This is a genomic window from candidate division WWE3 bacterium (assembly GCA_026396615.1).
In the GTDB taxonomy this organism is placed as follows: Bacteria; Patescibacteriota; WWE3; order JAPLWK01; family JAPLWK01; genus JAPLWK01.
Window position 1 is genome coordinate 1 of sequence record JAPLWK010000011.1, and the last position, 22251, is coordinate 22251.

Sequence of the window (22251 nt, forward strand, 5' to 3'; positions counted from 1 at the left end):
TCGTGGAAGTGACAGTGAGATTTACGGAGGCGCTTTGGTTGGGATTGAGACCGATGACTGATTGGCCGTTACTAAAGGACCAGTTAGACTTGACCCCGGCTGAAGCCGTAGCCACTGAAGATTCACTTAAGATACTCAAACGATAGGTTTTGAAAACAGGAGTCTCGTTGGTAACTTTAAGGACATCGCTGTAACTGGCGACTTGATTATTCAAAGCCATGGCGCGGACCTCTTGAAGTAGCACCGGGTTAATAGTTCGACCGTATTTTAAGAGATTATTATATTCAGTTGAGGCTGAAAGAACGCTAGCTGTAGAAGTGACGCCTTTCTTAACCAGGCCAAAAGTAAAAAATGGCAAAGCTAGTAAGCCTAAGAAGACGATCATTAAAGCAAAATTGTGCGGCAAATGTTTAAGCATAGAAAAGTTGCGACTCTTTTTTAATCGATAACTCACGTTCGACGTCTAACAGAAGTAGCACCAAAGTTAATACTGTTAAAACTAAGGCAACATAAAAAATCCAAGTAAAAATTAGACTACTAACCGCCATAATTCCCAAGATAAGAGTAGTTAAAAGTGAATAAGACAGCCACACTGTAGCTTGCGTGTAAAGCTCAAAACTGCTTTGAATGAGGTGAATTAAATTGCGGTCAACGAGCTTCGCGGAAGTAGCCGGACTAACGTGGGAATCGTGCCACAGATGAGATTTGAGCAATACCCACAGCGTAAACAGAAGAATTGCTCCAAACATAATTAAAGTGGAATAGGAATTGGCGGCTAAATAATCGGTCCCGGAGTAATAAACCAGACTAATTCCTTTTAAACTCCAACGTAAATTAAGAACGGAGTTGACGATGATGACACCAAGCACTTTAGCGGCCACTAAAATCACGGCCGGCAGAATCGCTTCATCGACTAATTTGGTTAGAGTTTTACTAAGCATACTTCTGTTAAAATACTAGCACTATGATGGGTCTTAAATCAATACTTGGGAAAGTAGAAACCGCTTGCGTCGCCTTACTATTTGTGGTGACGCCTCTCATAGTCACCACTTTTACCTATGAACTATTCGAATTCCCCAAAATGATTTTTGTTTATTTCGTCGGCGCCGCACTACTCGCTTCCAAACTGACGCAGATAATCATTGATGGACGATTACCTAAAATCAATGTTGACCGAAAAATTGTCATTTTATTCGCCACATTCGTCATTATTAACGCAATTAGCGTGATGTTTTCACCTTTTAAATACACTGGTTTATGGGGTTACTACAGCCGTTTTAGCGGCGGTCTGATATCAACATTTATATATTTTGGTGTTTTCTTAGTGCTGCTGACCTGGGAAAAGACGAAACTACTGGAAGTTTTAAAGTGGCTCTTAATGTCATCCGTTCTCGTCGCCATTTACGGCATTGCCCAGCATTTTGGCCTGGAAAAAGACCGCTGGGTTCAAGACGTGACCGCTCGAGTTTTTAGCAGCTTTGGCCAACCAAACTGGCTGGCCGCCTATAACGTTCTGATTATTCCTGTCACTTTTTACTTTAGCCTAATAATGAAGAGTCGACGTGACAAAGTAATCTTTTCGATAATTTTAATGTTAAATTTTGCCAGCCTCTGGTTTACTTTTTCCATGTCCGGCCTTGTCGCCCTCGTCGTCTCTGTAATCTTTATAATCCTACTCATGAACAACAAAGTCCGAGTGACTAACTGGAAACTTTTAACTGTTCAAGCTGCTTGTTGTTTGTTAATTGTTGTTTTACAACCAGGCCTTGCAGCTGGTCGAATTAGCGACACTTTCAAAACCATCAAATCTAAGGTTTCTGTCGTCACCGCCGCCTACGCCGCTACGACTGACCTGCAAGTTGGCGATACCGGCAATATTCGCTTAATAGTTTGGCAAGGAGTAATTAAAGCCGCCCTAAAAGATCCCAAGACTTTTTTGATTGGTAACGGCCCGGAAACCGTTGCTTATACCTTACTCCCCTATCGACCACTAGCTATGAACCAAACCTCGGAATGGGGCTTACTTTACAACAAGGCTCATAACTATTTCTTAGATTTACTTTTAAATACGGGAATCGCAGGTCTACTGGCTTACCTGTGTATAAACATTATAGCTATTATAACTGCTATAAAGACCAGAAACGACACACTGAAACTAGCCATTGGTGCGGCCTTAATTGGCAATCTGATTACTAACTTCTTCGGCTGGCCGGTTGTTATGACTAGTTTAATTTTTGCTTTATATTTAGCGTTATTGGCAAAAAAAGATGAAAATATTATCTAAACTAAAATATCCCGGTATAATCGCTGTTTGGCTGGTGACGTTATACTTTATTTTTAGCGTCCTTAACATCTTTTTAGCGGATGTTTCTTTTTCCAAGGGTATAAATAACGGCAGCATTAAAGATTTAACTGACGCCACTAAACTTAATCCACGTGAGGAAACGTACCATCGTAATTTAGGACTGGCCTACGCTATTTTAACTAAAAATGAAACTGATCAGGACTTGAAACAAGCGCTTGTTACGTTAAGCGATCAAGAAATGCAAACAGCCGTTAATTTAAACTCACAGAATTCATTGGTTTTAAAATCGGCCATTTCCGGTTATAACTATTTGGGGACGGTTAACAAAAGCTACTTCGATAAGGCTAAAAAGATTGCGACGGACCTAACAAAACTTTCGCCAACCGATCCGGAAGCCTGGTACCAACTGGCCACAGTAGAAGCTAAAATAGGAGATAAAACGCAAGCAGCGAAGGATTATAAAAAGACCTTGGAATTGAAGAATGATTTAATATCGTTTCCAATTATTGAGTTGGGGTTGTAACAACGGGCGCCACGTAAGTAGCTGAAACCCAGCCGGTCGTGCCGTCAGGAAGTTTTATTTGCACCCAGCCGGTTTGTTCTGCCAATTTTGGGTAAGTTTGACCTACGGTAGCCTTGCCAATTTCAGTGCCGCTGGGGGAATTACGAACTCGTAAGTAAGTTGCTCCGGTCGGCAATATTTTGATTAAAGTTTCTGACGACGCGGGACCACTAGCCAGCTTTTGTAAACCTTTAAGGGCCAAGGCCGAAATAGTTTTTTCGGTGGGAGTACTTAAATATCCAACATTAGTAGCCGCCGGAACGCTGGTGGAAACTGTTTTTAGAGCCGTCCCTTCGCGATCAAATAAGTTACCGGAACTATCAACAAAATAATTTAACATCGCCGAGGGACTGGTTTCCCGCTCTCGCTGCCAGTAAGAAACCGCTTGGGCCCAAGCATGCGTATCGGCGGATAGGAGCGGACTAGACCCACTTAAATTAAAGACTTTTAGAGCGGCCGGACCGCCGGTTAGTTCTGTTAATGACGGTATAGGTAGCAAAAACAAGTGGCTGGAAACGCCCAAATGATAATTTTCGCGAGCGGCCAGGTTTAGGCTCCGACTTTGGTAATTATCGACCGACAATTTAACAATGTGCGCTCCCGGTTTAATATTAATCGACAGCGGGGTTTTTCCAACATCGGTCCCATCAATAGTTACGAGAACAGAACCGGGATCAGTAATAATCGACAACCCGGCCGCACCACTCACTTTATCCAACCACACATTGTCGGCTCCCGAAAATACGGAGCCTGTTCCTAAGTCCAAATTTAAGGCGGTTTCGGTACCGGGCGTAAAACTTAACTCCCCTTCCCAAGCGTTCTCCGAACTGGCCACTCTAACTTGAGCCTTTTTTGAAGTTATTCCGGTTTTTTTAAGCGGAGTGACCCCAAGGAGCTTCCCATTTAAATAAACTTGGGCAACAGTGTTACCGGTCGCGACCGACAAAGAACCACTGGCAAAGAGCATCGTTTGCGGTAGAACTTTTATGTAAACAAAGACCCCCAGCGCCACCAGTAGTAATAAACTAAAAACAATTGCTATAATGCTCTTGGAATTCATTGCTAAGATTATAGTACAACCTGGCCACGTCGCCAAGCGGTAAGGCAAGGGTCTGCAAAACCCTTATGCGGCGGTTCGATTCCGCCCGTGGCCTCCATTAGAAACTCTTACGAACGAAGTGAGTTAGAGTTTCTTATGCCCTCCGTAGCCCCGAAGGGGCTTCGTAGGATTAAAACCATTAAACCTAAGTTATGCAGAAAAACTTGTAGAAATTCCCAAAAGTCAGGTTTTGGAGTCTATATACAACGCCGCTCGAAAATATTTAAGGCGGCGGAAGAGGGGGAGCAGGGGTGAATTCCGCCGCGGCCGCCGTCTTCTCCATGTTATGAATTAATAAGTTCGTAAATGGGGTTTATTTCTTCTGGATTATAAGGATCAAGCTGAAGAAGTCGTTCGTAAAAACCTTCTCCATAAGTCTGATCGAAAACTATTTGAACATAATCTTCGGCTGCTTCGTTTCCAATTCTGGCATACATTAGATTATCAAAAGCTTTATCCCGATTTGGTAATCTTTCAATTAGCATCCGCAGTGCTATCCCTATGTAATTTAAGTGCTCAGTTGGTCTATCCTCCGGCTTAAGCTCACCTGTAGAATACAAGTAGTTAGTGTAAGTTATTGACGCTAGGCCTTCCTCTAAAAACCGTCCTTGGAGTGACCCTTTTGGATCGTTCTCAAACCCACGCGCTAAGATTTGACTACCGTCGTTTTCTATTTCATGCATCCCAGTATTGTGAAACATCTCCTCGAAAATCAATTTAAAATTAAACTTGGGATCATCTTCAACCAACAAAGCGTAACCTGCTCTTAAGTCACTTCTATAAAGCCCACGACTTGGCCTGCTTGGATCATCCAGCTCTAATCTAGAGGCAGCGGCCTGGAATCGCTGTACAGACTTTGGTGGAACTATATAAATAGGATCCTCCTCGTAATCTTCTGCCACTGGAACATGTCTTCCCAAATATCGCCTGATGACATCTTTTTCTTGATCATAAAGTCCATTTTCGTACCCAAAAGCTTTCAACATTCCTATGTTTTGACTGAGCCACATCTCATGAATTTCGGATTCTGTGTAATGTGTGTCTTCCGGCTGCGGTTTTAATTTTAGCTCCTCCGGAAATACACCTGTCTGCTCATATGGTAAATCCTCTTCGTGAGGTAAAACTAAAAAAGTTGGCTTGTAATCTTCTGGGGAAAGTCTTCTTTTAAAAGCTTTTACGGAATCGTTACCAACAAAATTTCCCAACTTACCTATTACTTGCCTCACTAGTCTAGTAGACAACCAATCTAAAGTCTCTTTATCAGTTAGCTCTTCTTGAGAGAAATCGAACTCACTAGCATATGGAGCTTCAGCCTTAACTTTTTGGATAAATTCCTGTGGGTCATTTTCGTTTTGTAGTCCTTCAGCATAAGGAGAATGCACCATCTTAGCTAAAGCTAACATTCTGTCCAGCCGCTCATTCCGAGTCGCCTCATCTGGCATATCTAAAAACTTTCGGGCCATTACTAACCAATGAATACCAACATCAATTTTTAAGGCGCCCTCAGGTAAAGTTATTGAGTCCGCCTTACCATCAATTAATGATTTATACATTCGAGAAAGTGCCCTGGGAGCCGGAAAACGAGTCCCAGCCACATAAAAGAAATCCTCACCGTAACCTTGAGCTAAATAATCCTGCTCGATACTAAGTACATGCCGACCATGAAGATTTTGGTAAGGATCTGCGGAAGCCTCGGTAGAATTTTGAAAATACGTTGATAGAGCATTAAAGGATAGTACTAAGCCGTCTTTCGTTAGTAGCACCTCATTAAATGATTGATCACGATTACCAAGATATTCTCTGAGCCCATCCGACCCTCCCTGGTAAATTCTCTCTACATCCTTAGGTTCTACATTGTATTTACCTTTTAACACTTGGGTCTCGATGGTATTTCTTTCGCGCGGCCCAAAAACTACTAAATCCACATCGCTCACCGGCAGCTCATCTTCTACTGGTAAACCTAATGCTATTTTAGTTACGACTCTTGCCAAACCTCCCTTAAAACCAACTTCACCGGTATCAGTTTTTTCCGGCAAAGGAAACTCAAAAGTACCTTTAGGTGAAGTGATAACCAATTTTTCACCAGTTATAAATAATGTTGTAGCCCCAGAAGCCAGAGTATTTACCTGATCAGCTTCTAATTTCTCCATCGGAATTAACACTCCCTTATGATGCGGAACTTTTTGCTCACCTTCGATAAGCACCGACTGCTCATTTATCTGATACAGTACAAAATCGTAATTAATCGCCGCCGCAAGTAATGCCTCCGCGTTCGGGTTTTCGGCAGTCCCTTGATTTGCAACATCCTGATGAACTACATGCAAACTATAGTCTAAGTATTGCACCAAAGGATTTATGTACTTCTCGCAAAAAATCCAACGCGGATCAGTCCCTCTTTTCTCACCTGTCATATCAAAGACTGTTTGACTAACAGCACTAAAACCATCCTGCATCGCCTGAGGATAATCCTTAACACTTTCAACGGCCTTTAATCGCTCGGTTACATTGGTAGTTAGTAGTTCTTCGAATAATCCTCGAATTTCTTGTCTCTCAGTACGATTCAAACCTCGGAAAACATCTCGATTTATTGGCGCCTCGATCTCTGGTGGTTTTTGATCCAGTTCCGGGGTTAAATAATCAAGACCTGAATCTTCGAGCATTCCAGCCATTCGAATCGAAGCATCCTTCCGATTTCCGAATGCTAAAAACTTTTTAGGACCAGTGGATTCAATCTTGTAAATATAGTATGGCCCAAAAAGTCTAACCAGATCAACATCTAATTTCTTTTCTTCCCTTAGTCTACTTAGCACTGCTTCATCAATAGGCTTTGGTGCAATTAGGGCTGGTTCGTAAAAAACACTATTTAGTTGGCCAACTTCTTGCGGCGTCATCCGATCGGGGTAACTTACAGATTGAGGCTCACTGATGTTAACAGGACCACCGAGGTCACCCTCCTTAAAAAAAGCTGGGTGTGGTTCCTGAACTAAAACTAACAAAGGCCTACTAAGCTCCGGCAAAGTTTCAGGACCCGATTTTGTTTCAACTCTTTGAGTTTCTTGAAGAATCTCTGATGGGATGTTTGATTCCGGTGTCGAAGTTTCTGAGTTGAGCACAACAAAAGTATACAAAGGAACGCCAACCGCCACAAGAGTTAAACGTTTTTCTAACTACTCAAGAGGAAGTTTTATTTGCTTAGCAGCGGAGCGATGGTTTAGTACCTCTTCAATTTCGTACTCAGTTTTTATTCCAGAATCAGAAACCCATTGCTTTTCTCTTAATTTAACTTCGAATATATCGTCCTTTGAAAAACTGTCTCTGTTTTCCTGAACACCATCTAAAAATTTTCTATCTTTAACAACCGCATAGAAGAAAGAAATGTCGTTCTAGTTTCGTCTTTAAGCGGTTCGTCCTGAACATCTGGCGTTTTAAAATAATCTTTTTGATCAGTACTGATACTATTAATCTTCCCACCCTGTTCTGTTGCGAAAGTTTCTATACCCTCTTTTGATAACGGTTCTGTTATTACTTTTTGAAGAGATGTTCTAATCTTTACACTTGCATATAAATCAATGACTTTTTCTTCTGTCACAATATTTTCTTCATCAACGTAAATTGTAGCCTTACCATTATCTTTAGTTATTTTCTTTATTTTCCTATTGCGTAATAGAACAAGAAGTCCAATTAGACCAGAACCAGGTAAACCAATAAACCCTAAAAGTCCTAATAAATTACATGCAGCACTTACGCTATCAGAGTTAAGGGCGGATATTAGATCGTGTAGCGGTTGTTGAATTACTGAAAATTCAATCCCGAAAGATCCTGTTTTAAAAGATCCTTTAACATTAACCTGAACTTTACTCTTGTCGCCATAAACAATGGTATTCGCCTCATCGAGCATATCGCTAATAGCCAGAAGAGCCGGAGCTAAATCCCTAACGTCCATCTCATGAGACTGTAATATTGGGCCGTCGTAAATTACACTGAAATATTCCTTTTGGGGCATGCTAATAATCTAGTGGATATTTAAGTTGAGTTCAACAACTACTTCCTCAATTGCTTTTTAAAGACGCCTTGGCCGTATTTAATCACTTGGCCAACTTTAGAAACCGTCGCTATACTCGTGCCAACTTTAGCCGCGATTTTGATATGCTGCGCCAAATCCTTGACCACACTTTCTACTGCATCTACAATCAAACTCGTGAACGTCCAATCTCCCGATCCCAAAATTTTAATGGAAGATGGCTGGAAGGCCCGTGAGAATTACGAATTTAAGCAGTCAGAAAAACTTCTTACTGTGGCAAAAAGTCTTTTTGAAAAGCAGAAGGACTGGCAGAATGTTACCGAATGTTTAAACCATCTTGCATATCTTCGCCAAATGCAGGCTTTTGATCTTTTAGTTCAAGGCCGAAAGTTTGCCGCCGAATCACTAACCGTCGCCAGAAAAGAGTCCGTAGACCAAGCACTCCCCAATCGAGCCAACCAAACAATTCTTCGCTGGCTGGGAGAATTTGAACAAGCTGACGAGTTTGCTAAGGTGCTAGTTAATAGTATTAACACAAACTCAGCCGCTAGGGCGGAGGCCCGCGGAAGTTTAGCTCTTATTTTAATGCGTACGGGAAAAATTAATGAAGCGAAGAATGAGATTGAACTAGCTTTTAGAGAACTCGACGAAGGCTGGGAAAAGGAACGAATGCCGCACAAAATGATCTGGAAAACAAAACTTCTGATAATCGCTTCTCTTATTGATTATAATCTTGGTAACAAAAAGGACGCTAAAATTAGAGCCGCCAAGGCCCTAGCTCTATCCAAAGAGCACAATCTTAAAATGCGGTTGGCAGAGGCGGAAGAACTGCTAAAGCTATTTAGCTAGCTCGCCCAACTCACATTGGCCTTCGTCCACTCCAAAATCTTCTTTGTATCTCCAAAGCGATCGCTGCTACCAAGCACCACGACTATAAAATCGCGATCGCGGAGGTGGTAAGCAGTAACGAGACATTGACCGGCTAAATCGGTGTTGCCAGTTTTAACACCAAAAACGCCAGGATAAACTCCTAAAAGCTCATTGGTGTTAACCAGTGACCGCATTAAGTTTGAATTTTGACCGGGTACTAAATAAGTTTTGGTACCGACGACAGTCTTAAAAGTTTCATTTTGCAAAGCAGATTTGGCGATAACGGCTAAATCCCAAGCCGAAGCATTATTTTCTTTCCAAGAACCATCGTCAAACCCAATCGGATTCTCAAAGTGAGCATTAGCAATTCCTAAAGACTCGACGTAAGTATTCATAGCCGCAACGAAGGCTGGTTGACCGCCTGGATAATTGGAGTAAACAGTGCAAGTAGCATCAGTATCGGAGACGAGGAGCATCGCATAAAGCAAATCTTTAAAAGAAATTTCTTCGCCGGGATAAAGTCCTGAATTATTGCCGTTTAAGCCAACACAACTTTTAGGCGTGATTAGTTTTTGATCTAAAGAATAAGTTTGCAGTCCCACCATCGCCGTTACTATTTTAGTCGTTGAAGCCGGCTCGGTTTCGGCGGTTGCTTCCCGACCATATAGAACTTTTAAAGTCGCTAAATCGGCTACAATGACTTGCTTAGCCGAAATCGAAGCGGCATTAAAATCAGCCGCAATTTTAAACCGCGGCTCGACCGGTCGAATTAGTTCTTTGAATGACGGGATCGCTACCGGTTGGTTTTGAATGCCTTCGACCAATCCTTGCGTAATTTGATTCCCGCCAGTATTACGAATAATAATAACAGCAACTACAACCGCAGTTAAGCAAAAAGTTAAAGAGGAACGCCACCAAAAATCTGGGGATTTAGGAAGTTGAGTTTTTGGCATTATCTAATTCTAGCTCTTTTTATTCTCTGTGATTTCCAAAGATAATTCTTTAAGTTGTTTAGGGCTAACCTCAGTTGGCGCGTCCATGACGGCTGTTTTACCGGTTGAAGTCATCGGGAAAGCAATGGCTTCTTTAAGTGAAGTTTCTCCGGCCAAAATCATGACCAAACGATCAAGACCCAAGGCAATACCACCATGCGGCGGCGTTCCTAAATCAAAAGCTTTTAACATATGACCAACGTTACCCTCTATTTGCTCGTCGGTGTAGCCCATGATGTGATAAGTCGCCCGCAATACTTCCGATTTATAGGCGCGAAGACTTCCGCCACCAACCTCGTAGCCATTACAAACTAAATCATATTGAGTCGTTAAGATCTCATCGATATGTTCGCCGTTCATATGCCAATCTAAGTGCGCGTCCAAGGGGCGGCTAAAAGGGTTATGGGTAAAAGTCCAGCCACTTTGACCGTCTTCAACCTCCGCTTTATCCGTCTTATTTACTTTCTTAAAAAACGGAAAGCGCACCACCCAAGCAAAAGCTAAGACGTTATCCTTCTTCTCTTCATCAGTTCGTAAATCGAACTTATCGGCTCCGTATTTAGCAATCGCGTCACTGTAGTTAATAACCGGAAACGGATCGGTTTGTAGTTTTCCGCCGACAGAAGTGATAGCTTTTTTAACAATGTCCTCGATAGTATTACGAACGTCTTCCTCGGCCACGAAACTCATTTCTAAATCTAGTTGCGTAAATTCGTAGCCGCGATCGGCCCGTAAATCCTCGTCACGAATACACTTAGCAAATTGAAAATAGCGCTCAACACCTGCCGTCATTAAAAGTTGCTTATATTGCTGAGGACTTTGAGGTAGTGCATAAAACTTCCCAGGATTGCCACGGGAGGGCACTATAAAATTACGAGCCCCTTCTTTGGTTGGGAATGACAACAGTGGCGTTTCGACCTCAACAAAATTATGGTCATAAAGACCGTCACGTAAAGCTCGCGTTAAGTTTGACCGCAGTATTAATATCTTATGCATTCGCTCGCGGCGAAGATCTAAATAACGATACTTAAGTCGCACCTCTTCGTGCAATTCACTACCGTCAGTGTCTAAAGGAATAGGCAGTTCAGAGGCTTTGTTGAGAATTTGATAAGATGTAACCTCCAGTTCAATTTTACCTAAAGCGATATTGGGATTAATCATCCGTTCACCACGTAATTTGACTAGTCCAACGATTTCCACGACCGATTCCGTTGAGAGTTCTGACATTTTACCAACCCCAACACACTGAATCTTCCCGGTAGTATCACGTAAATCAACAAAAGTAATTTTACCGTGATCCCGTTTAGAATCTACCCAACCGAGTAATTTAATTTCTTGACCAACTTTCGATTCTGTTTCGTTAACCATTGTTCTTTCCATAGCATAGGTAATATAGCAAAAAGGCGTTCTGGTGTACACTATTTACGTGATTGCTTTCATTGATGAATCAGGTACCAATAAACAAGATGGGCACTCAACAATGGCAGTGGTGTATGTAGAAGTAATAAACAAAGAAATATTTGAAAAGGAGTTTTCAATAATTCTTAAGGAGTTGAATATACAGGAATTTCACTGGGCAGATCAAGGTTGGAAAGTTCGACGAAAGTTTATTGAGAGGGTTATCAATTTAAATTTCTTTTTTAAAGTGGCTGTGTTTACAAATCCATCGAATCCTGGAAAGATGCTGGAAATTGTTTTTCAACATTTAATTGTCGAGGAAAATATCCACTTTATATTTATTGATGGTAAAAAACCACGACGATATGAAAACGAATTAAAAAGAGTCTTACGATCCAAGGGTATAACTGTCAAAAAGTTGCGAACTGTTCGAAGTGAGACTGGCTATTTTGGTGTTCAGTTGGCCGACGCTCTTGCTGGACTAATTCGGTATTTTGAAGATAACCCAAAAGCAGAAGATGCTAAAGATCTTATACTTAAAGTACAAAGATCTAAAAGAATTTTTGCCAAATATATCTTTTCAGGACAATAAAAAAGCCCCGCAAATGCGAGGCCAGTTGGTCCGACTAGACTCCTACCAACTGGCAGGAGACTTTCCCACACGGGGATTTGTCACCGGTAACTTGTTATAGGGGTATAATACCATATAAATATATTCAAAGCGAATAATACAATATTTATGAACCTAAAAGATTTAATATTTAAAAACGTTCTAGACGCTGTTAACGCACTTTATGGCGACGCCGTTACTCTGGTGTTACCAAAGCTTGACGTGACCTATCCCCCAAATTCTGACTTTGGCGACTACGCTTGCAATGCGCCCTTAATTATTGGTAAAGAACTTCACAAAAATCCGATGCAAATCGCTACAGAAATTATCGCTAAACTTCCTAAAGACAACAAAATCGCCAGCGTCACCGCGGCCTCCCCCGGCTTTCTCAATTTCAAAATAGCAAAAGGGACAACCCAGGCCGTTGTTAATCAAGTCATCAAGGACGGCAGCGACTACGGAACGTTGACCCCAGAAAAGCCTTTAAAGATTCAAGTAGAATTCGTGTCTGCCAACCCGACCGGACCGCTTCACATCGGCAACTTTCGAGGGGGACCACTTGGTGACAGTCTCGCTAGTGTTTTACAAAAAGCGGGGCACCAGGTTGAGCGTGAGTATTATCACAACGATTTAGGCAACCAAGTCAAAAAATTGGGGGAATCGATTGTTTACCGAATTAACGAGATCCAAGGAAAACCCACCGGCGAATTTCCGGAGGGTGGTTATAAAGGAGAATATGTAACAGATTTAGCTAAAAAAGTCATCGAAAATCATACCTCGCCTACCCCCCATACAACCCCTACCACCCTTACGGATCCAATCGAGCTTGGTAAATACGCCGTAGATTATTTCCGCGACCAAGCTTTGGAACTTTGCCGAACCGCCGATATCCACTTCGATAACGTAACAGCAGAGTCAGATGCGATTGATAAAGGCTGGACCAAAAAATCACTGGAGCAACTCCAAAAAGGCGGTTATCTAAAAGTCGCTGACGGCGCCACCTGGTTCGCCCCCTCCGACAGCTTTCTTGAAGACCGCGAGTGCGTGGTTATTAAATCGAGCGGCGACTACGATTATTTTAGCAACGACATTGGCTATCACCAAAACAAATTCGAACGGGGCTTCGATAAAGTCATCAATGTGTGGGGTGCTAACCACCACGGCCACATTCCTCGCATGAAGGCTGCCATGGAGGCCTTAGGAATTGACCCGAATAGACTTGAGGTTCTGCTCTATCAATGGGTAACACTCATTAGAAATGGCGAAAAGATTGGGATGAGTAAACGAGCCGGCAACTTCGTTTTAGCCAAAGACGTTCTGGCCGAAATTGGCAGTGATGCTTTACGGTTTACGTTTTTAACCAGAGATGCATCAACGCCGCTTGAATTTGATGTTGAACTGGTTAAAAAGAAAGCTCGAGAAAATCCGGTTTACTACGCTCAATATGCCCACGCCCGGATGATGAGTATTTTAGGAAAGTCCGATGCTCCTGTTGTAGAAACCTCAAAGGTGGAGTTGCTGACGACTCAGGAAGAACTGAATATTTTAAAACATCTGAATAAATTTTCGGAATTAATCGCCGAAATCGCAGTGACCTATGGAGTTCATCAACTCACTAACTATGCACTAACACTGGCTGACTTGTTTCACAAATTCTACGAAACCAGCCCCGTCCTCGCTGCCCGCAACGCAGACATAACCAAAGACCTTTCCGAAGCCAGAATTGCTTTAGTCAAAGCCACCCAAACCGTCCTCAAGGAAACCCTGCGCCTCCTCGGCGTCTCCGCCCCAGATCATATGTGAAACACAAACTAGTCATTCCGGGCCTGACCCGGAATCCAGTAACTCCAATCCAAAAATAATTGTAGAGACGCAACATGAGCCAAAGGCTCCCCTTTGGGGTTGTGTCTCGAGCTTCGTGACGCCTCAATCGGTCGAGGACGACGCATGCGTCGTCCCTACATGATCTAAAGGAGGCCTCCCCCTCAACATTGTAGGGACGGGGCATGCCCCGTCCTCGGTGATAACGAGCAAATGATATAATCTTTGTAGTTATGCACAGGGAACCACCAGAAATAATTAAGCAAGTTGGTTTTGATTTTCATTGGGAAGAAAGTAAAGTCTGGGCCCTGGACTTACCAATTGAGGAAATACCAATCTCAGAATTAGAGTGGCATTTTGATGTCCCATTTTGGTTTATGCCGGGTGGTTATTACGATTTAAAACCTAGAGATGTTATTAACAATAAAATCCTGTACGAAAAAGAATACGAAAGAACCATGAACTCAGATCTTAAATATCCATTAGACATAATGCTGTGGAAAGGAAGGTGGCTGTTGCTAGATGGTCTACATCGTTTAGTTAAGGCTTATATTTTGGGGCGGAAAACAATAAAGGTCAGAAAAGTTCCAACCAGCGCAATCCCATTAATCTCCTGAAGTCACACTGGTGTGCGCCATAAATGTCGCCACTACAGATGGATCGCCACGTTTTTAATATCCTTAACAATCAACTCGAGCGACCTTCTCCCCTGCCATTCGTTCTTCGACAGCGTGTAAGCGACGTCGACTTTGGCTCCAGGCTTAAGCTCAGCCTCCGTCTCCCCCATTCCAAAACCGACAGCTCGAAATGAAGAGTTATTTGACCGCAGCATAAGGCTCAGATGTTTGTTAGTTGAACCCATTCTTCGGACGTCGACAACGGTGACGCCATTAGAGCAGAAGACTGGTTCAGGATTACCAAGTCCAAAAGGTTCGAACTGGCTGACAAGGTCATAAAGTTCCCAGGCAACAACGTCCAAAGGCAGACACAAGTCGACCTTTAAATCAGGGGTTAATAATTCTTCGGTTAAAATCTCTTTCGAATAAGCCTGCAACGCCTGCTCAAACTCCGGCAGGTTGCTAGTTTTTATAGTAAAACCGGCCGCGGCGGGATGTCCCCCAACGTTTTCTAACAAGTGTGAGGCGCTGCGTAAAGCTTCGACAATATTAAAGCCAGTGATAGACCGAGCGGAACCTTTAGAAAACTCTTCACCAATCGAAACGACGACCGTTGGACGATGATATTTTTGGCAGAGCTTTCCAGCCACCAGCCCAATAACTCCTTCGTGATAACTCGAATCACCAGCGACGATGACCGCAGAATCAGCTTTTTCGACCAGCAAATTTTCGGCGTGCGATAGCATTTCGGCCGTTTTGGCCTGCCTCAAATTATTCACTTCTGACAACTTCAAAGCCAGGTCATGAGCTTCAGTTTCATTAGTAGTACAAAGTAACCGCAGGCTGTCCAAAGCTGTCTCTAGTCGACCTGAAGCGTTTAGGCGGGGCCCCAGGGCCCACCCAACCTCATAAACACCCAAGTTTTTACCTCGAAGCCCTGCGACCTCCCGAAGCGCTTGCAGGCCTATTCTAGAAGACTTATTTAGCATCACTAGGCCTTTTTTGACGAGCGATCGGTTTAGACCAGTCAAAGGCTGCAAATCAGCAATCGTCGCTAACGTGGCCAAATCAAGCCCCGTTGACCCGGGCAACAATGCTTGAGCTAAAAAGTAAGCGAGCCCTCCAGCGCACAGCTTTTCCGACCATAAAAATTGGCACTCCGGCAACTCATTTTCCGGTTTTTGGTGATGATCTATTACTAAAACTTTGAACCCAAGCTCTGTGGCTTCTTCCACTGATTTTACTGCGGTAATACCGCAATCAACCGTGATTAGCAAACCTAATTTACCTTGAGCCTGTCGAAGGGTTCCCCCTAAACTTTCGGCTAATTTACCACACGCCACAACAGAACTACTACTAAGACCGTATCCGTCTTCAAACCGATTCGGTATATACGGCCGGCAGTTTTTATATCGCAAGCCACGATAAATCGTCTCCCATAAAATCGCCGTCGCACTAATCCCGTCAACATCATAGTCACCGTGAATAATTATTGGCAGATTACTAGAAATTGCTTCTTTGATAAGAGCTAATGCGGCTGAAAGATCATTGGGCGACAGAACAGATAAAACATCCAACTCCACATCCGTTAAATCCGCAAAAAAATCCGTGGAAATCCTTAGGTCGTCGAGACCCCGATTTTTAAGCAGGGCCTCTTTGATGTCAGCTAAGCTTGATGAAGAGCAACTATTTAGAACGCGCCAATTTTTGGCGGGTAAGGATTTCATGCCAAATTACTAAAATCGGAGAAGCGGTAAACATGGATGAGTAGGTCCCGGAAATAGTGCCAACTAAAAGTGCAATCGCAAAAACCCGAATCGTGTCTCCCCCAAGAATGACGAGCGCCAGAAGCATGAAGATAATAGTTAAAGAATTGTTGAGTGATCGTACCGAAGTTTCGTTAAGCGCAGTGTTAACAAGTTCTGGTAAAGATTTCCCAGGCATCACCCGAGTCAGTTCCCGAATTCGGTCGTAAACAACCACCGTGTCATGCGTTGAGAACGACAAAATAGTGAGGACTGCCGTGACATAAAGAGTATCGACTTGAATCCCGAAGAAATGGCCAAGTATGGAAAATACTCCTAGGATGACTAGGGTATCGTGCAACATGGCTGCGATCGCCGCCACCCCAAAGAGCCGATCATGGAAACGGTAAACAATGTAAGCCATGATCAGGAAGGCCGCGAGAATTATAGCGGCTGCGGTCTTGGTGATTAGCTCTTGACCAAGGAGTGGGCCGATGGTTTCAAAGCTAACGTCGGTGACCGCTCCGAATTTCGCCGTCAGCTCTTTGGTAATCGACGTCTTTCGTTCTTCGGTTAGTGGCTTGAGCTTAAGTGACAAGTCATCAGGCTTGACGACCGTCAAAGACACTAATTCCCCAGTCTTACTATCGTCAAAGTATTTCTTGACTTCAGTAGAAGCGACAGTTTTAGAAAACTTTAATTCCCAGACCGTGCCGCCGGTAAAATCAATCGCCGGCTTGAGTCCCCAAAGCACCAATGAGATAAGACCGGGCACGATGACAATTCCAGAGATAATAAAATATAAATATTTATATTTAAGAAAGTTAATCATAAATCTATCGATAAAATAATCGCACTAAAGTCCGTGTCACCACAATTCCGGTAAACAATGATATCGCAATTCCCAAGGCTAACGTTAATGCGAAACCACGAACGAGACCGGAGACGTTTAAGAAAGACCAGTTAAAAGGATTAAAAAGCACAAAACAAGTGATCAAAGTACAAACGTTAGCATCGCGAATACTTTCCCAAGCCCGCTTAAAACCAAGTTCCAGGGATAAAATACGAGGGCGACCCATCCGTCGTTCCTCTTTAATGCGTTCGAAGATTAAAATGTTGGCGTCAACCGCCATCCCAATTGATAGTAGAAAACCGGCGACACCGGCCAGAGTTAAAGTCACAGGAACTAATTTGTAGACGGCGAGCGAAATGACACCATAAATAATCAAAGCTACATCCGCCAATATTCCTAATTTCCCATAGTTCCCTATCATGAAAATGCCAACGATGAGCAAACCAACAAGACCGGCGAAAATGCTTTTTTGGACGGAGTCCGTGCCCAAGGTTGCAGAGACCTGCTTCTGGGAAATCAAAGAAATCGGTACCGGCAAAGCCCCGGCTGAGAGTTGAATTGCTAAGCTTTTAGCTTGATCGACTGTGAACTTGCCGTTAATAACTGCTTGCCCACCGCTGATTTCCTGATTCACATTGGGGGCGCTAACGAGCTGATCATCTAGATAAATCGCTAGCGGCTTCCCAACATTTCTTTTAGTAATTTCTTGAAATTTGGTGGCACCGGTATCAGTAAAAACTATTGAGACTTCCGGTTCATTGGTATCCGGCGCGAATGCTAGAGCCGCTGATTTAAGTTCTTTGCCAGTTAAGCCCGTTGGCACCATTTGGGCCGACTCCGAAGCGCCTTGTAGCTCTCTAAAATCCAATACAGCCGTCTTCCCTATTAACTTAAGGGCTTCATCAACATTAGAAAGTCCCGGTAGTTCTACAGTGATCCGTGACTCTGACCCAACGTGTGAAGTCTGAACTAACGGTTCAGAAACTCCGAAGAAGTTAACCCGCCTATCGATAACAGCTTTGACGGCATCCAGAGCCGTTGCTTGATCTGATTGCGTAATACCAGTCATATCCGCCTTGTAAACGATTTGGACACCTCCCGACAAATCCAAACCTTTTTTAATTTTTAAATCGCGGATGAAGCCTGGCAAGTTTATAGCGTAGCCACCAATTGACGTGTTTATATTTATAGGACCGTAAGCGAACTTAAGTGGAATTTTGGGAAGATCCACGAGCAGCGCTGCCGCGCTTGTCGCGACAATAAAAAGCAAGGTCCAAGAATAACGACTCATTCTAAATTTCATATTTGAGAATCACTTGAAGAAACTGCAATATTTTTCTTCGTCTCCACATAATATCACACGGGCTTGTCCAAGCGCCCCTACTAAAAGAGGGTCGTGACGAGTTTTTTGAAAGCCAAATTCATCCTCAGAAAGAGCCATAAAATTAATTTCTTTACCCAAAAAAGCCTCCTCTTTTTTAACCAGTGATTCCAGGGCTTGCTGGTTTAAATTGCCCACTACCATTAAATCAACTTGATTACGCGAAGATGCTCTACCCTTTATAAATTCCAGTGATAACATCGCGAATTTAATATTTCCTAAACTTTCTCGATTTTTAAGAATTTCTCCGCCCAAGCCATATTCACAAGAAAAAAGTTTAATTAACGGATTTAAATAATAAAAACCGGGGTTAGTTTCGTAATAAAGTCGATTACCACTGTGCCTTTTTTTAAGCATTCCGGCATCGGATAAGTGCATTAATTCTCGACGGACGGCGTTGATTTCGGTCCCCACCATACGGCCTAAATCTCGAATGTGAAAGGAAGCCTTGGGAGTTAATAAAAATTTAGCCAATATTTCTCGCCGAATTTTAGAGGTAATAAAAACTTCCAACATAATTAACTTGCGAGAGGACTAATAATATCTTTAGGCGCTACACTTAAAGCCCCACTTTGATAAATAAAATAGCCACCAACAACTATTACGATTAAAGCTACAACTACTAGCCAAAACCAGAGTCGTTTATAAACCGGCGGCGTTTCCTCTTCAAAGAAAATTGAGGTCACTTTCGTTTTTGGATCTAAGGAATCACTCACACTTGTAATTTACTCGTTAATATTAGTTTTGTCACTAGGTAAAGTTATAAGAGAGTTTTAGAGTACCGATTGTCTTCATTAATGATGTGGTAGAATAAGTTATGCCTCAAAAGACAGATGCCGGTAAATTAAAAAGAGAAAATGAAATCTTGCGGGCCGAAATTAACGCTCTCCGCAGCTCCGTGCGACCAAACTCAAACAATACTTTTTCGTCCTCTATTTCTAAAACTGGTCAAGTATCCAAAGAGCTGAAGTCCGATCTTCGAAATGACACTTTAGTCTTAGACTTTAAATATTTACGCAGTGATCTTACTCGCACGATGATTTTAACAAGCCTAGCGACCATCGCCGTCATTGCGCTCTCTATCTTTGAACCTAAAACTCCCTTTATCCACCAATTAATAAGCTCAATAAATATTTAACATCAACTTGTCATTCCGGGCTTGACCCGGAATCCAGTCACCCCAAAATGAATTCTAATTACCAATTTTTGATCAAAATCGGTTTAAAAATTAAAAATTTAAATCTGTTACTGGATTCTGAATCAAGTTCAGAATGACGGATTGGTTGACCCTTGCTACTTTCTATTTCATGTTCCATACTTATATAGATGGCCCTAGCAAAAGTGCTTTCCGGAACTACAGTTGGTCTTGAGAGCACACCGATCAACATTGAAGTCAGTATCGAAGAAGTCGGCTTTCCGGCATTTACAATCGTCGGCATGGCCGACAAAGCCGTTGAAGAATCTCGCGAACGGGTCCGCAGTGCTATAAAAAGTTCCGGTTTGGAATTTCCCAGGCACCGAGTAACAGTAAATCTAACGCCCGCTGACCTACCCAAACGTGGCGCCTCGTTTGACCTGCCCATCGCCATTGGAATCTTAATTGCTTCCGGCGCTCTCGAAATTGAAGTCAAGGACGCCTTATTTTTTGGTGAGTTATCACTTGACGGTTCGTTACGACATACCCCAGGAGCAATTACACTGGGAACACTTTGCGAAAAATTAAACATTCCCAATTTATACTTACCGGAAACGAATGCGTTAGAAGCCTCTTTCATCAGTGGCATTAAACCCTTCGGTGTTTTAAAGCTTAGTGACCTCGTCAAGCATCTCGCCGGTGATAACAACCTAATAGCCACTCCCACGCATGATTTTAACGAACTGATCAACGCTGAAATTACGTACCCACTTGATTTTAAGGAAGTTCGCGGCCAAGAACAGGCTAAAAGAGCGCTCGAAATCGCTGCGGCCGGTGGCCACAATGTGGCTATGAAGGGGCCTCCCGGCAGTGGCAAAACGATGCTCGCCCGCGCTCTTCCCTCAATTCTTCCGAAGTTGACACCTAAAGAAGCCTTTGAGGTCACGAAGATTTATTCGGTAACTGGGAATTTGCCGGCTGAAGAGTCGTTTATGAAAACCCGGCCATTTCGCAGCCCCCACCACACGACATCCAGAATTGGCCTTGTTGGCGGCGGCTCCCACCCCACCCCTGGCGAGATTTCCCTAGCTCATCGCGGTGTTTTATTTCTCGATGAGTTTCCGGAATTAGATCGTGCGACGCTGGAAGCATTAAGACAGCCTTTAGAGGACGGTTTTGTTTCGGTTTCCAGGGCGGCGGGGACCATGGTCTTCCCTTCCAAATTTATCTTAATAGTCGCCAGCAACCCCTGCCCTTGCGGCAATCTTGGAAGTTCTAATCGCAAATGTATTTGTAACGCGCATCAAATAGAAAATTATAAAAAGCGCATTTCCGGCCCTATTTTGGACCGCATTGATATTCATTTAGAAGTGCCGGCCGTGGAAATCGATAAATTAGTGGGAAATAATATCGTGGCCGCTGAGGATAGTACAGCAGTAAGGTCACGAGTCCAAGCAGCCAGGGACCGACAAGAGAAACGTTTAAAAGACGCTGGGCTAACCTGTAATGCAGAAATGTCGACCCGCCATATTAAAGAGTTTTGTGAAATTAGTAACGACTCTCAAAATCTGCTCAAGACCGCCGTCGCCAATATGGGCCTCTCCGCCCGCGGCTATTTTCGCATCCTCAAAGTTGCCCGCACAATAGCCGATCTCGCCGGCAGCGACACGATTGAAACCCCAATGATTGCGGAAGCTTTGCAATACAGAACTCAGACGTAACCACACGCTGTAGTGGTGGCATTTATGACGCGCGTCAATCGAATGTGAGGGCGAATCATGATTCGCCCCTACGCCGTGCTTTTTGTGACCTCCTTCCAAACATGTAGGGACGGGGCATGCCCCGTCCTCGGCAAATAGAAAATAAAGCATAGGCCAGTTACGATTGTGTTAGCATATAAGTTATATGACAGTAAACAGCAATGAAAAAAATGGAGTGGTTTCCAGAGAAAAATCGGAACAACTAGAGAGAGAGAAAGAGAGAGAGAGAGAGCTTACAAATCTTACAGCACACGAAGCTGGGCATATTCTAATCTCCGCTAAAGAGAAAATCCCGATAATGAAAGTGAATCTTAGCCTTCATAATGGTGGTAGTGTTGTCTGGGACGACTTAACTCACGCCTCAAAGAAAGATCGCGCAATTGCGTATGCCGCTGGTTTTGCTAGCGAGATGCGTCTTTTGGATGACGAAACAGTGAAAAAATCTGCTAGGTCGTCTGGTTTCGTCACGGATTCAAGAAGACTGGATGATTTAGGATACACAACCCAAGAGCAGAAGGTCGCACTAGTTATTGCCGCTAGTAAGGTTCTACAAAGTAATTCTGAGCAGCTACTTAATATCCAAAGGGCGTTAACTGAACGTTTTTTGAAGCAAGTCGAACGAGGAGAAGACGTTCTTGAACTAGACAAACAAGAAATTAAAGAAATTATTCAAGAATCCGAAGCAGTTGCGGGCTCAGCAGGCTGAGCTCCTACGCTTGTTGAGATCGTTTACTGGATTCCGGGGTCAGGCCCGGAATGACGAGTTGTTTATTGCCGGGAGCTCGTAAGCCAGATTCTGTTTAAGCAGCATCTATCTATGCCCCATCTTCCAACCTCGCCAAAGATAGCTGTAACGGTTGGGTCGTGGGTTGCCACTGGCAAGGATTACCGCGTTTCACCTCGCCCTTTGGGCGAACTCGTCTCTGTGGCTCTAGCTGTAACCTTACGGCTACCCTCAATTAAGAAAGTGCCATTCTTTGTGTGGTCTGGACTTTCCTCCCCTTCTGGCATTACACCAAAAAGAGTCACTGCCCGGCTCCCGGCGCCTGTATTATAACGCATTATTCATATTAAACAGAGAA

At 43.3% G+C, this 22251-nt stretch carries 22 protein-coding genes, 1 tRNA gene and 1 other RNA gene; 10 read left to right on the forward strand and 14 right to left on the reverse strand.

Annotated features, from left to right (window positions below):
- Together NT141_04045 and NT141_04050 are read right to left on the reverse strand one after the other, a co-directional pair.
- Positions 1–418, reverse strand: a 418-nt coding sequence (locus NT141_04045; GenBank protein MCX6784202.1) for a hypothetical protein, incomplete at its 3' end; no start/stop codon positions are given.
- Positions 411–941: a hypothetical protein gene (locus NT141_04050; protein MCX6784203.1), complete on the reverse strand. Its 531-nt coding sequence runs from the start codon at positions 939–941 to the stop codon at positions 411–413. The genes NT141_04045 and NT141_04050, both read right to left, overlap by 8 nt.
- Before the next feature lie 23 nt (positions 942–964).
- Here NT141_04050 and NT141_04055 point away from each other — a divergent pair, with 23 nt between their 5' ends.
- Both NT141_04055 and NT141_04060 read left to right on the forward strand, forming a co-directional pair.
- A complete protein-coding gene (locus NT141_04055; GenBank protein ID MCX6784204.1) occupies positions 965–2284 on the forward strand; it encodes an O-antigen ligase family protein in 1320 nt (439 codons plus the stop codon).
- Positions 2268–2828, forward strand: a complete 561-nt coding sequence (locus NT141_04060; protein ID MCX6784205.1) for a hypothetical protein — start codon at positions 2268–2270, stop codon at positions 2826–2828. The genes NT141_04055 and NT141_04060 overlap by 17 nt, the downstream gene beginning before the upstream one ends.
- On the opposite strand, the gene NT141_04065 is transcribed toward NT141_04060, so the two are convergent.
- Positions 2809–3927 carry a PEGA domain-containing protein gene (locus NT141_04065; GenBank protein ID MCX6784206.1) on the reverse strand — a complete coding sequence of 373 codons (1119 nt, stop codon included), beginning with the start codon at positions 3925–3927 and terminating at the stop codon, positions 2809–2811. The two genes, NT141_04060 and NT141_04065, sit on opposite strands and share 20 nt — an antisense overlap.
- Before the next feature lie 22 nt (positions 3928–3949).
- On the opposite strand from NT141_04065, the gene NT141_04070 reads away from it, so the two are divergent.
- A tRNA-Cys gene (locus NT141_04070) sits at positions 3950–4024 on the forward strand.
- Positions 4025–4250: 226 nt separating this feature from the next.
- Here NT141_04070 and NT141_04075 read toward each other — a convergent pair.
- From NT141_04075 to NT141_04085, 3 genes are all read right to left on the reverse strand, one after another.
- Complete coding sequence (locus NT141_04075; protein ID MCX6784207.1) at positions 4251–7079, reverse strand: hypothetical protein; 2829 nt, start codon at positions 7077–7079, stop codon at positions 4251–4253.
- A gap of 221 nt (positions 7080–7300) precedes the next feature.
- Positions 7301–7969 carry a hypothetical protein gene (locus NT141_04080; GenBank protein ID MCX6784208.1) on the reverse strand — a complete coding sequence of 223 codons (669 nt, stop codon included), beginning with the start codon at positions 7967–7969 and terminating at the stop codon, positions 7301–7303.
- 38 nt (positions 7970–8007) lie between these two features.
- Entirely contained in the window at positions 8008–8160 is a 153-nt protein-coding gene (locus tag NT141_04085) for a Trp family transcriptional regulator (protein MCX6784209.1), read from the reverse strand.
- A 4-nt stretch (positions 8161–8164) separates the two neighbouring features.
- Between NT141_04085 and NT141_04090 the strand changes: the two genes are divergently transcribed.
- Positions 8165–8836, forward strand: a complete 672-nt coding sequence (locus tag NT141_04090; protein ID MCX6784210.1) for a hypothetical protein — start codon at positions 8165–8167, stop codon at positions 8834–8836.
- On the opposite strand, the gene NT141_04095 is transcribed toward NT141_04090, so the two are convergent.
- Together NT141_04095 and NT141_04100 are read right to left on the reverse strand one after the other, a co-directional pair.
- Positions 8833–9810: a serine hydrolase gene (locus NT141_04095; GenBank protein MCX6784211.1), complete on the reverse strand. Its 978-nt coding sequence runs from the start codon at positions 9808–9810 to the stop codon at positions 8833–8835. The two genes, NT141_04090 and NT141_04095, sit on opposite strands and share 4 nt — an antisense overlap.
- A 9-nt stretch (positions 9811–9819) precedes the next feature.
- Complete coding sequence (locus NT141_04100) at positions 9820–11229, reverse strand: OB-fold nucleic acid binding domain-containing protein (GenBank protein MCX6784212.1); 1410 nt, start codon at positions 11227–11229, stop codon at positions 9820–9822.
- A 46-nt stretch (positions 11230–11275) separates the two neighbouring features.
- Between NT141_04100 and NT141_04105 the strand changes: the two genes are divergently transcribed.
- The 3 genes from NT141_04105 to NT141_04115 all read left to right on the forward strand — a co-directional run bounded on the left by NT141_04105 (position 11276) and on the right by NT141_04115 (position 14295).
- Positions 11276–11839: a DUF3800 domain-containing protein gene (locus NT141_04105; GenBank protein MCX6784213.1), complete on the forward strand. Its 564-nt coding sequence runs from the start codon at positions 11276–11278 to the stop codon at positions 11837–11839.
- A 147-nt stretch (positions 11840–11986) separates the two neighbouring features.
- On the forward strand, positions 11987–13660 hold the full coding sequence (argS, locus tag NT141_04110) for an arginine--tRNA ligase (GenBank protein MCX6784214.1): 1674 nt from the start codon (positions 11987–11989) through the stop codon (positions 13658–13660).
- A gap of 251 nt (positions 13661–13911) precedes the next feature.
- Positions 13912–14295, forward strand: a complete 384-nt coding sequence (locus NT141_04115) for a hypothetical protein (protein MCX6784215.1) — start codon at positions 13912–13914, stop codon at positions 14293–14295.
- Between the two features lie 32 nt (positions 14296–14327).
- Here NT141_04115 and recJ read toward each other — a convergent pair whose 3' ends face one another.
- The 5 genes from recJ to NT141_04140 are packed head-to-tail and all read right to left on the reverse strand — an operon-like array spanning position 14328 to position 18990.
- Positions 14328–16022 (reverse strand): single-stranded-DNA-specific exonuclease RecJ, encoded by a 1695-nt coding sequence (gene recJ, locus NT141_04120; GenBank protein MCX6784216.1) that lies wholly within the window; start codon positions 16020–16022, stop codon positions 14328–14330.
- Positions 15982–16872, reverse strand: a complete 891-nt coding sequence (secF, locus tag NT141_04125; GenBank protein ID MCX6784217.1) for a protein translocase subunit SecF — start codon at positions 16870–16872, stop codon at positions 15982–15984. The genes recJ and secF overlap by 41 nt, the downstream gene beginning before the upstream one ends.
- A 4-nt stretch (positions 16873–16876) precedes the next feature.
- Positions 16877–18196: a protein translocase subunit SecD gene (secD, locus tag NT141_04130; GenBank protein ID MCX6784218.1), complete on the reverse strand. Its 1320-nt coding sequence runs from the start codon at positions 18194–18196 to the stop codon at positions 16877–16879.
- 9 nt (positions 18197–18205) lie between these two features.
- Positions 18206–18790, reverse strand: coding sequence for a hypothetical protein (locus tag NT141_04135; GenBank protein ID MCX6784219.1), 585 nt, complete (start codon positions 18788–18790; stop codon positions 18206–18208).
- 2 nt (positions 18791–18792) lie between these two features.
- Positions 18793–18990 carry a hypothetical protein gene (locus tag NT141_04140; protein ID MCX6784220.1) on the reverse strand — a complete coding sequence of 66 codons (198 nt, stop codon included), beginning with the start codon at positions 18988–18990 and terminating at the stop codon, positions 18793–18795.
- A gap of 101 nt (positions 18991–19091) precedes the next feature.
- Here NT141_04140 and NT141_04145 point away from each other — a divergent pair, with 101 nt between their 5' ends.
- The 3 genes from NT141_04145 (at position 19092) to NT141_04155 (ending at position 21875) form a co-directional block, all read left to right on the forward strand.
- A complete protein-coding gene (locus NT141_04145; protein MCX6784221.1) occupies positions 19092–19412 on the forward strand; it encodes a hypothetical protein in 321 nt (106 codons plus the stop codon).
- A gap of 188 nt (positions 19413–19600) precedes the next feature.
- Positions 19601–21130, forward strand: a complete 1530-nt coding sequence (locus tag NT141_04150) for a YifB family Mg chelatase-like AAA ATPase (protein ID MCX6784222.1) — start codon at positions 19601–19603, stop codon at positions 21128–21130.
- 184 nt (positions 21131–21314) lie between these two features.
- Positions 21315–21875, forward strand: coding sequence for a hypothetical protein (locus NT141_04155; protein MCX6784223.1), 561 nt, complete (start codon positions 21315–21317; stop codon positions 21873–21875).
- Between the two features lie 63 nt (positions 21876–21938).
- Here the strand turns inward: NT141_04155 and rnpB are convergent.
- Positions 21939–22213, reverse strand: an RNA gene (gene rnpB, locus NT141_04160) — RNase P RNA component class A.
- Positions 22214–22251: the final 38 nt, after the last annotated feature.

Excerpts from the sequence above, each read along its gene's own strand:
- NT141_04055 (MCX6784204.1), top strand. The coding sequence starts at position 965 with ATGATGGGTCTTAAATCAATACTTGGGAAAGTAGAAACCGCTTGCGTC.
- NT141_04065 (MCX6784206.1), bottom strand. The coding sequence starts at position 3,927 with ATGAATTCCAAGAGCATTATAGCAATTGTTTTTAGTTTATTACTACTG.
- NT141_04050 (MCX6784203.1), bottom strand. The coding sequence starts at position 941 with ATGCTTAGTAAAACTCTAACCAAATTAGTCGATGAAGCGATTCTGCCG.
- NT141_04080 (MCX6784208.1), bottom strand. The coding sequence starts at position 7,969 with ATGCCCCAAAAGGAATATTTCAGTGTAATTTACGACGGCCCAATATTA.
- NT141_04135 (MCX6784219.1), bottom strand. The coding sequence starts at position 18,790 with ATGTTGGAAGTTTTTATTACCTCTAAAATTCGGCGAGAAATATTGGCT.
- NT141_04100 (MCX6784212.1), bottom strand. The coding sequence starts at position 11,229 with ATGGAAAGAACAATGGTTAACGAAACAGAATCGAAAGTTGGTCAAGAA.
- NT141_04155 (MCX6784223.1), top strand. The coding sequence starts at position 21,315 with ATGACAGTAAACAGCAATGAAAAAAATGGAGTGGTTTCCAGAGAAAAA.
- NT141_04115 (MCX6784215.1), top strand. The coding sequence starts at position 13,912 with ATGCACAGGGAACCACCAGAAATAATTAAGCAAGTTGGTTTTGATTTT.
- argS (MCX6784214.1), top strand. The coding sequence starts at position 11,987 with ATGAACCTAAAAGATTTAATATTTAAAAACGTTCTAGACGCTGTTAAC.
- secF (MCX6784217.1), bottom strand. The coding sequence starts at position 16,872 with ATGATTAACTTTCTTAAATATAAATATTTATATTTTATTATCTCTGGA.
- NT141_04060 (MCX6784205.1), top strand. The coding sequence starts at position 2,268 with ATGAAAATATTATCTAAACTAAAATATCCCGGTATAATCGCTGTTTGG.
- NT141_04095 (MCX6784211.1), bottom strand. The coding sequence starts at position 9,810 with ATGCCAAAAACTCAACTTCCTAAATCCCCAGATTTTTGGTGGCGTTCC.
- NT141_04145 (MCX6784221.1), top strand. The coding sequence starts at position 19,092 with ATGCCTCAAAAGACAGATGCCGGTAAATTAAAAAGAGAAAATGAAATC.
- secD (MCX6784218.1), bottom strand. The coding sequence starts at position 18,196 with ATGAAATTTAGAATGAGTCGTTATTCTTGGACCTTGCTTTTTATTGTC.
- NT141_04150 (MCX6784222.1), top strand. The coding sequence starts at position 19,601 with ATGGCCCTAGCAAAAGTGCTTTCCGGAACTACAGTTGGTCTTGAGAGC.
- recJ (MCX6784216.1), bottom strand. The coding sequence starts at position 16,022 with ATGAAATCCTTACCCGCCAAAAATTGGCGCGTTCTAAATAGTTGCTCT.